This is a genomic window from Mycobacterium sp. TH-M82 (genome assembly GCF_057473605.1).
The window spans coordinates 1-9,508 of the sequence record NZ_JBYCKY010000080.1 but is presented as its reverse complement, the minus strand read 5'-3'; the positions used below and the strand labels follow the sequence as shown (position 1 = coordinate 9,508).

6 protein-coding genes and 1 pseudogene are annotated in these 9,508 nt (G+C 63.5%); 2 read left to right on the top strand and 5 right to left on the bottom strand.

Annotation, left to right across the window (positions count from 1 at the left end):
• Window positions 1-1,175 (top strand): annotated as a pseudogene (locus AC2VON_RS02430) (hypothetical protein); the annotation flags it as partial.
• 42 nt (window positions 1,176-1,217) lie between these two features.
• Here the strand turns inward: AC2VON_RS02430 and AC2VON_RS02425 are convergent.
• The gene (locus AC2VON_RS02425; RefSeq protein WP_486951509.1) at window positions 1,218-1,763 is read right to left on the bottom strand and encodes a PadR family transcriptional regulator; all 546 of its coding nucleotides are present in this window, start codon (window positions 1,761-1,763) and stop codon (window positions 1,218-1,220) included.
• A gap of 223 nt (window positions 1,764-1,986) precedes the next feature.
• Between AC2VON_RS02425 and AC2VON_RS02420 the strand changes: the two genes are divergently transcribed.
• Window positions 1,987-3,201 (top strand): integrase, encoded by a 1,215-nt coding sequence (locus AC2VON_RS02420; RefSeq protein WP_486951508.1) that lies wholly within the window; start codon window positions 1,987-1,989, stop codon window positions 3,199-3,201.
• Window positions 3,202-3,278: 77 nt separating this feature from the next.
• On the opposite strand, the gene AC2VON_RS02415 is transcribed toward AC2VON_RS02420, so the two are convergent.
• From AC2VON_RS02415 to kstD, 4 genes are all read right to left on the bottom strand, one after another.
• Window positions 3,279-4,355, bottom strand: coding sequence for a phosphoglycerate mutase family protein (locus tag AC2VON_RS02415; protein ID WP_486951507.1), 1,077 nt, complete (start codon window positions 4,353-4,355; stop codon window positions 3,279-3,281).
• A 339-nt stretch (window positions 4,356-4,694) separates the two neighbouring features.
• Window positions 4,695-6,926, bottom strand: coding sequence for a TIM-barrel domain-containing protein (locus AC2VON_RS02410; protein WP_486951506.1), 2,232 nt, complete (start codon window positions 6,924-6,926; stop codon window positions 4,695-4,697).
• Window positions 6,927-7,060: 134 nt separating this feature from the next.
• Entirely contained in the window at window positions 7,061-7,921 is an 861-nt protein-coding gene (locus AC2VON_RS02405) for a MaoC family dehydratase (RefSeq protein WP_486951505.1), read from the bottom strand.
• Window position 7,922: 1 nt separating this feature from the next.
• The coding region (gene kstD / locus AC2VON_RS02400; protein ID WP_486951504.1) for a 3-oxosteroid 1-dehydrogenase at window positions 7,923-9,508 on the bottom strand (1,586 nt) is incomplete at its 5' end.

Sequence of the window (9,508 nt, the reverse complement as noted above, 5' to 3'; positions counted from 1 at the left end):
TCATGCCGGGGCCGCTGCTGACGGGCAACAACCAATGGCTTAGCGCCGGTGACTACTCGCTTCAACCTGATCAGGCGCTCATCGTCAAGGTGCCCACCATCGACGCTTCGTACTCAAGCGCGATGGTGACCAACATGTATGGGCAGACCGCTCCCTCGGCGACCGCGACGGGTAACCTCAACTTCGCCGATACGTTCCACGATCCCAATGGCTACACCTACTACGTCATCAGCAGCCAAAACCCGGGGGTGGCGAACTGGCTCAATGACAACGGTGCCGCCGACGGCGGGATTTGGCTGCGGTTTCAGGGCCTGGCGACCGTGCCGAAGGCGCCAATACCAGTAACGACCGAGGTCGTCGACGTCGCCGATGTCAAGCAATATCTGCCGGCTGACACCCCCACCGTCACACCCGCGGAATATGCAGCAGATGCCCAATTACGGCTGTTCGAATGGGACTACACCCACGACCAGAACGAAAACATCGCCTGGTTGGGGGCCAACCTCGAATACGACCAGATCAAGGCCGCGGTGGGCCCGCAGATGTTCGCCGAGATATTCGGCGGTCAGAGCACGCAATACGGCCTCCCGCAGGACGTGCCGTCGGTATTCGACCGGATGCTGAACCCGGCGCTGATCCCCAACCCGTTAACCCTCGTCAAGGACACCGTGGCCAATCCCGTCGGCAGCCTGATCGCGCTCAAGGACAACCTGTCCATAGCCGTCAACGACGTCACGATGCCCACACTTTTGTCATTGCTGCGGTCGGAGGTCGTTGTCGAGCAAACCGTCCACGCAATGCACAGCGCCATCTCGTCGGGTCAGTGGTCCCAAGTGCTGACAGATCTGGTCACCGGCCTTGGCGGTTTCGGCACGGTCGTCGACGAAACGTTGACCGACCCGGCCACCAGTATCACCGCCGGCTTGCTCAACGCGCGTGACGACCTGGCGGTGTCGATTATGAACGCAGGCAGCTACTCGGCGTCCTCCAGCGGTTCTGCATCCTTCGTCGACTCGCTCTCACAGCTGGCTCAATCGGTGGCACAGGCGCTGAACCCGACCACTGCGCTGGACGATTTCAGCACGCTGAGCACCGAAATCAGCTCCCAGATCGCCTCGCAGGGTGCTGACGTAGCACCGGTGGCCAGTGCTGTGCCGTTTGATCTGCTGCCCTGAGGCGCGGTAGCGACGAAATCCTGCAGCGCGACTGACGGTGCGTCAGCCCTCGTCCGCCAGCTCGTCTTGCAACCGATCGCACCAGTCGCGGATGAACTGGTGGAGCTCTGTGTAAAACTCGGCAACACGCGACGGGTAGGAGGCTCCGTGGCGCTCGAGAGTCTTGTCTGCCGCCGGCGATGCTACCTGCTCAATCGTCCGCAGTGCCGTACCCGAGCGGCTGCGGGCCACTTCGATGAGATGGTGTACCTCATGCTGATCGAGCACGTCGGCGAAGAACAGCTTCAACAGAAACTGGTCGCGAATCTCGAGACGGCCGAACTCATCCTGCAGAAGCCAGGTTCGCAACGCCTTGCGTCCGGCTGCCGTCAACTTGAAGGTCCGGCGAGGTCGTTTTCCACGGGTACTGTCGACACCCCGGACGAGTTTGGCGTCTTCCAGCCGCGCAAGCTCGGTATAGATCTGGGCTGGTGAGACGGCCCAGAAGTACCTCAACGACAACTCTGCCGAGCGGCGGATTTCGTATCCGGATTTCGCGCCCACCGACAGCATTCCCAGCATGACGTAGCTCGCTGTCGTCAGGCGCATGTCGCCCAGTGTAGGTCATCTTGACAGGTACTGCGTAGCTGATGTACGGGGTCGGGATCTGGTGTATGTGCACGCCCGCCTCCGCGGACGGCTGGCAAGATAGGTGCAATGAACCGATTTGACAGACCGGTCAGTTGTACGCAACACTGGTCGCCTGTCGACCAAACGGTGCCGAAGCAGCGATCCCGACACGACGCAGTAGGCCTGGGCGATCGGAAGGACGATGAGTGAACGCAAGGGCGTGACGAGGGCGGTAGCCACCCGCTACCGGCGAGCTTGCAAGGCGGACAAGCGGCGAATCCTGGACGAGTTGTGCGCCGCCACCGGTTGGCATCGCGATCACGCACGTAAGGCACTGCGCCGCGCGGGTGGGCCGACAGTTGTTGCGACCGGGCCGGTACGGTCCTCGAAGTACGGCCCAGAAGTGATTGCGGCGCTGGTGTTCTGCTGGTCGGTGCTGGGTATGCCGGCCGGCAAACGGCTGGCTCCGGTGCTCGGCGAGCTGGTGTCGGTCCTCCGCCGGTTCGGTGAGCTTGATATCGATGACGACACCGCGAGCCTGTTGACCGGCATGTCGGCGGCCACCATCGACCGGCGGCTGGCGCCGGAACGCGAGAAACACGAACTCGAGCACCGCAGCAGCGCCACACCGGTCCGGTTGCTCAAATGCCGGATCCCGGCACGTACCTGCACCGAACGGGGCAACGCAGTGTCGGGATTCGTCGAGGTCCGCCTTGTCCCCCACGATGGTGGTGACGATTTCGGTGGGCACGCTTGGACGCTGACAGTCACCGATATCGCCACCGGCTGGACCGAGAGGCGCAGCGTATGCAACACAACGCACAAGTGCGTGCTAGCCGCACTCGATGATATCGCCATCACTATGCCCTTCCCGATTCTCGGTGTTGACAACGACGATGCCGGCGAGTTCATCAACGAGAGTCTGTTCATCTGGTGCACCAAGCGTCAGGTCATCTTCACTGGGTCACCGCTGGGAGACAAGGCTGACCAGGGTGGCAAGGGTGACCACGATGACAAGGATGACAAGGGCCACGGCGAACCGAAAAGCTGGAAGACCATCCGCACCCAGGTCGGTTACCACCGCTGCGATTCCGCGGCAGAGATCCTGCTGCTCAACAGGATCTGGAAGCTGCAGTCGATGCTTACCAACTATTTCCACCCCCATCAGAGGCTGGTGGCGAAGGTCCCCTCCGGCGCCAAGGTGTCGAGAAAATACGACACCCCGGCTACCCCGCACCGCCGCGTCGAGGCCGACGCGACCGTCAGCGCCGAGGACAAGGCGATCCTCGCCGACACCTACTCTGCTATCAACCCCGCTGCCATACAACGCCGGATCCAAACCCTCACCGCTGAACTACGCACCCTGGCCACGAGCAAAGCCGGGACAGAGCACCGCGCGGCCATGTGGGCATCTTGACCTGAGGCAGCGCCGATGCTGGTTTCCGAGGTTTCCACCGGTGTCTCACCTTGCTCTCGACGAACCAGCACCCGACATCAGAACGATGCGAGGAGGTTGCTCAGCGACGTGACCGCATCGCCTGCGGTGGTGGCGAGGTTCTGTACCACTGTGTCGACGAGATTTTGCGCGGCAGCCGTATACCCAATCGACTGGTCTACCGGACCGCCGCCCAAAAAGTCCAGGAAGCCTTTCCACAGCGCGATCTGCGGCGGCAGGACCAGATCACGGTAGTCGACGAATAGCTGATCGAACAAATCCGGAGTCTGGGGGACGGGGTGCCCGTTCCAGCTGACCAGCGTCCAACCGTTCGTGGGATTGCCCTCGATTTCGATGATGCCGGTGTCCGGAAGGACGCCGTTCAAGTTTCCGTTCTTAAGTCCTTCAATGGTGAGCTGGGTGAGTAGTGTGAGATCGGGATTTTTGACGTTGAGCAGCACCCAGTCAGTCAGCGCCACTGCACTGTTGAACCCCACCGCGGTGATCGCGCCGTTGTCGCTGATGACCGGGTTAGCCAGAGCGCCCTCGTACATCGTATCGATTCCCTGGGTGAAGCTGAGGTCAGTCGCAACCCCGTTGAGGAGAGTAGTGCCCGGCACCGTCGGCCAGAGATCGAACCCTAACGGCCACAACGCCAGGTTCAGTTCGTACAGGATGCCACCAAGGCTGGCAACCGGGTCGTTGCCGTAGATGCCGCCGCCCACCTCGTTGAGCCCGGGAGTGACCACCGGGGTCATGTGTTCGAGCGTGGCGAATGGTTCCGCGGTTTGCGCGACTCTGATTCCCTGCCCCTCCCAGATCCCGGAAACTGGGCCGAGCTCGTTGAAGAGTTTCTCTCCGACCGTCTGCGCCTGTTCCTCGCCGAGCGAGCTGAGCGGAGGCCCAAAAGTCGACGAGGCGGGCAGGACATTATCAGAGGCTCTTTGCCCATGCCGCACGATGTCGATGACGACGTCTGTTGCGGCGTCTGCCTCGCCAGCGGTGAGCTGGATCTCCGGCACCTGGACGCGCGGCCGGGGCGCTGCTATCGGGGTGACGGCGATGAGGCTGGCGCCGACGATGGCGATACCCGCTGTGAGGTGGGTGGCGCAGGCGCGAAAAGCTACTGGCTGCATGATTATACCTTCCTGGAACACAGCTAACGATTTCGGAGTTGGGCCGACGAGGGTTTCGATGGCCGACAGGAGATGTGGTCACGACCTGTGGATGGGTGAGTTTGAGGCGACCTCCGTTCCGGCGGTTTCAGCCGTCGCCCGGGGGTTCACGTGCCAGCCGAAGCCAAATGTGCCTTATCGAACGATGGGGACCAGCCTAGTGTCCCGTGGACAACACCACACCATAAAACTATAAAAGTGATAACGCATGGGGCCGGTGTTAGGCCTGCGATGCCGGTGTCCCATGCCCGGTTGATCGGTTCATGACGTCGCCGGGGATCACCTCAGCTCAGCCTGTGATCAGAAAGGTTTGGTGTTGCAGCGGGCGAAATAAGGCAGGTCGGTCAGGGGTGCGGCGATGATGATTTCGGCTGGGCCGGTATAGCTTCCGGTGCTGTCTTGTCGGTTCCAGCAACCTGGGGGTATGTAGACCGATCGCTCGGTGGCCCAGTTGGTGACGACCGGGGCGACGAGGAGATCCGGTCCAAGCAGCCATTCCTGGTCGGCGGCCCAGGCCCGGTCATCGGTGGGCGCGACCAGCCACACCGGACGCATCAGAGGCGTGCCGGTGCTGGTGGCATTGGCCCAGGTGGCTGCGATCAGCGGTGCGGCTCGTTGGCGGAGCTCGGCGAGCTGGCGGTAGGTGTCCAGGGTCTGCTGGGTGAAATCCCAAGGCATCTTGGTCCCGGTGAATCCATCGTTGTGTAGACGAAAGATCGGCGACAACGCAGCCCACTGCGCCCACCGAAGGAACAGGTCGTTAGTGGTGGGGCCGGTGAGTTCGTCGACGTAGCCGCCGATGTCGGTGCTGTAGCCATAGGCGCCGGCCAGTCCGCGGTTGAGCATGTCCGAGGCAAGCGATGCCAGGCCGGAAGCCGGGGAGTAGTCGCTGGTTTCATCGCCGGGGAAGTTGCTGGCCTCATATCCGGGGGATCCGGTATAGCCGGAGCGGTTGTAGTACCAGATGTGTCGGTCGGGGTGTGCTTGTTCGAAGGCGTTAACCGCCTCCCGGGTTGCTTGTTGGTACAACACCGGGAACATGTTGTGCATGGTGGTCCCGGTTTGGCCGTTGGCGAAATGCATATCGGGTAGGACCTGTTCGCCGAAGTCGCTCATGAACCCGTCCGCCCCGGTCTCCAATGCCGCGGTCACGATGCTTTGGTAGTACGCCGTGGCGACCGGGTTGGTGAAGTCGATCACCGCGCCAGGATGCGACAGTGGTGATCTGAATATGTATGGCTGGCCATTCGCTTTCGTCGCGACAAGGTTATGTGCCACAGCGTATTGGTACTGCGCCGGATCATCGGTGCCGCCCGACGCATAATCGCTGAGGAAGCCGCCATTGATGTAGAGCAGCACGTGAATGCCGTGAGCGCCGAAGTCGCTGATCAGTTGCTGGAGAACGGTCGGGGTCAGGATGTGCCAGGCCTCGATGCGGTAGGCGGTGATCGGCAAGTTGTCGGCGACGATCCTCGCCAAGTCGCTGCGGACGATCGCCGCGTAGCCCTCGGCGCTGAGTCTTCCAATGACCGGGTTGACTCGGTCTAACTCGGCACCCAACGCCCACGCCGGGGGGACACGTTGGCGGCCGGTGACCGCGGTGAACGTGCCGATGGCCTGCCCGGGATCACCGACCGCGACCTCGTAGTTCAGGTGATTGGCCGCGACGTTGACCTGCCAGGCGTTGGGGCGGGGGAACGAGTCCAGATGCCACTCGGCGAGCTCGGCTTGGTCCAACAAGAAACCGTAGCCGTGGGAGGAGGCGAACTGTGGCTGGACGTAGTAGGCGGCCTGCGGACCGTTCGGGAACAGATAGTGCCTACCCTGGGTAATGGTGAACAGTGGTTGAAAGGGGCCGAGGTCTATGTTCTCCTCCTGGACGTAGTTCGGAAAGCGTGCCCCGTGCTGGTCCAGACCACTGTGCACGCCGCCGAACCCAGCGAAATGCTCACTGCCATTGGAGATGAAGCTGTCCCCCATGGCGCCGATGCCCTCAGTGCTGCTGGGGGTGACCGACACGTTCAACCGGCCGGGATACGTGGTGAGTTTCAACGCCAGGGTGCGATTCGACGGGTCGTCGGTGGTTAGTGTCAGTTCCAGTCCGTTTTGTACGTGACGCACCGAACGCACACCGGTGGCCGCGTACTGGCACCCACCGTTCGCCGCCACGAGTAAGTTGCCCTCCCACAAAGTTGCGGGAAACGCGGCAGTGTACTGCGGACCCACGGTGAACGTGAACGGCGCATAGCGCTGCGGGAGCAGCAAAACCGACGGGTTTGTCCCCAAAGGCAAAGCGGCGACGTCGGCCGCCAACTCTGGCCAACTCGTGTCGGGCACCTGTGCCAGCACCGTCTGACCTGCCGAGTTCAGCACCTGCATCGCAAACGGAGCCTGGGTGAACTGCACCGTGAACCCTGGCCCGGTCAGGCTCACCTGGCGACTGACGGGTGCCGCCGCGGCGAGCGCCGGCCCGGCAACGAATGCTCCGGCGATCAGAACAGTGCTGAGAGCGCCGATTATCGTCAACCGCATGCAGGCTCCGATGATCAACGACGGGTAGCTGGTCAGTTTCCACGTACATCCTGATCAGCGTTCATCACACCAGGATTGCGACATGCATACGGCACCGTCTCGATCCGGCAGGGCTCAGCCGGCAGTTAGGCCAGTTAGGCCGGGATCAACTCCACCCCGGATAGCACGGGAGCGTCGTCACGGGCGGGTGCCAGCACGATGCCCTGGAAACGACCGTCGCCTTTCCAGACCGCAGCCCGCAGCGTCTCGCCGGGGAACACCACGCCGGCGAACCGGGCTCCGTATGACCTGACGGCGGCGACGTCGCCGTCGAGCAGGGTATCGACGATCGCCTTGCATGTCATACCGTAAGTACACAGGCCGTGCAGGATCGGATTGGGAAAGCCTGCGGCGGAAGCGAATTCCGGGTCGGAGTGGAGCGGGTTGCGGTCCCCGCACAGCCGGTACAGCAGTGCCTGCTGCGGTAGCACCGGGATGTTCACCTCAAAATCCGGCGCCCGGTCGGGTGCAACGGCCGACGTGGATGGCCCACGCTCGCCGCCGAACCCGCCTTCGCCGCGGGCGAAGACGCAGCGGCGCTGCGTCCACAGCGGTGTGCCGTCGGTTCCGGTCACCGAGGTCTCGAGCACAACCAGCGCGGCTGTGCCCTTGTCCCAGACTTCCACTATCCGGCTGACGGCTCGCGCGCTGCCGGACGGCGGCAGTGGCGCCGGTACGCTGACCCGCTCTGATGCGTGCAGCACCTTGGCCAGGTCGATTTCGACCCCCGGCCAGTTGACCTTGGGCGGTTCGACCTCGTTGAACGACGCCGCGACACAGCCGAACGTCGGCAACACCTGCGGGGCGTGGTCGAGAAGGTACCGCAGCTCGCGCCGGTTCGTCGCGTCTGCGCCAGCCCCCAGAGCAAGGTGGTAGAGCTGGACATTGCTTGCAGTCCAGGAGAATTCAACCGGCTCCAGCTCGGCGCCCAGCGCAACGTCGACATCGATCGGCATGTCAGGCCCCCCCGGCCGCTGATTGAGCGATGTGCAGTGCGGCCAGGTAGCCGAAAGTCATTGCCGGGCCAATAGTGCCGCCGGGCCCGGGATAGGTGTGGCCCATCACCGGGGCGCTGACGTTACCGGCGGCATACAGGCCGTCGATGACGCTGCCGTCGTCGCGCAATGCCCGGCCGTGCACATCGGTTCGGATCCCGCCCTTGGTACCCAGATCACCCGGCACCATCTTGACGCCGTAGTACGGCGGATGAATCAGTTCACCCAGGCTCGGGTTGGGCTTGTTGGTCGGGTCGCTGTAGTACTTGTCGTAGGCGCTTTCTCCGCGACGGAAGTCCTCGTCGATGCCCGACCGTGCGAATCCGTTGAAGCGGTGCACCGTGCGTTGCAGCCCGGCACCGTCGACGCCGATTTCGTCGGCCAGTTCGGCGATGGTGTCGGCGACCACGACAGCGCCGGAGTCGAGCCACTTGCCCGGGATACGTTGGCCGCCCGGCAGTCCGGCGAACAGATAGCGATCGCGGCACTGCTGGTCCATGATCATCCAGGACGGCAGGTTCTCACCGGGCCCGGAGCCCTGACCCCACTTGCCGCCATACATTCGATGCGTTGCCTCCACATAGGGGCTGGCTTCGTTCATATAGCGCTGTCCGGCGGCATTGACGATGATCGAGCCCGGCGCGTTGCGTTCCGAGAGGGCGAACCATGGCCCGTTCGGCAGTGGGATGCTCGGCCCCCACCACGCGTCTTCCATCAGATCCAAAGCAGCGCCCAGCTTCTCGGCGGCGACAATGCCGTCGCCGGTGTTGGCGGCAGCGCCGACAGTCCAGTCGGCATTGATCGGAGGGCGCTGGTACTTGACCCGCATCTGTTCGTTGCGCTCGAATCCGCCGCAGGCCAGGATGACGCCGCGCCGCGCCCTGATAACCGCCGGCTCGCCGATCTCCGGTGTGTCGCTGTTGCTCACGTAGACACCGCGCACCGCGCCGCCTTCGACGTAGAGGTCGGTCAGCGCGGTGCCCAGTTGCACCGGGACGCCGGCATTGCGCAGTCCGATCCGTAACGGGGCGATCAGTGCGCGCCCCATGCCGACCAGGTTCTTGCCGGTTGCCTTGGCCCACATGGTGCGTGCGCCAACCTTCACGCCGCGCAACACGCCCCGCGGATGGCGTTTGAGTTGGTTGAGCCGGACGTAGTCCTGTTGCAACACGACGACGTTGAGCGGCACCTTGCCATAGGGCGGTTCCAGTCCCGGCAGGTCGGCACCGAGTTTTTTGGCGTTGAATGGTTTCGGCTCGATCGAGCGCCCCCCGGCGCGGCCTCCCGGCGCCTCCGGGTAGTAGTCCGAGTAGCCCGGTACCCAGAACATCTTCACCGGTGCGTTCTCCAGCACGAACGACAGCATCTCCGGGGCACGGTCCAGGTAGGTGTCGATCCGCTCGGGTTCGACAACGTCGCCGATGATCGCGTGCAGGTAGGTCCGCGCGGCTTCCCTGGTGTCCTCGACCCCGGCACGGGCCAGGACCTCATTGTTCGGGATCCATACGCCGCCGCCCGAACGGGCGGTGGAGCCGCCGTAGTGCGCGG

Excerpts from the sequence above, each read along its gene's own strand:
- AC2VON_RS02405 (WP_486951505.1), bottom strand. The coding sequence starts at position 7,921 with ATGCCGATCGATGTCGACGTTGCGCTGGGCGCCGAGCTGGAGCCGGTT.
- AC2VON_RS02415 (WP_486951507.1), bottom strand. The coding sequence starts at position 4,355 with ATGCAGCCAGTAGCTTTTCGCGCCTGCGCCACCCACCTCACAGCGGGT.
- AC2VON_RS02420 (WP_486951508.1), top strand. The coding sequence starts at position 1,987 with ATGAGTGAACGCAAGGGCGTGACGAGGGCGGTAGCCACCCGCTACCGG.
- AC2VON_RS02425 (WP_486951509.1), bottom strand. The coding sequence starts at position 1,763 with ATGCGCCTGACGACAGCGAGCTACGTCATGCTGGGAATGCTGTCGGTG.
- AC2VON_RS02410 (WP_486951506.1), bottom strand. The coding sequence starts at position 6,926 with ATGCGGTTGACGATAATCGGCGCTCTCAGCACTGTTCTGATCGCCGGA.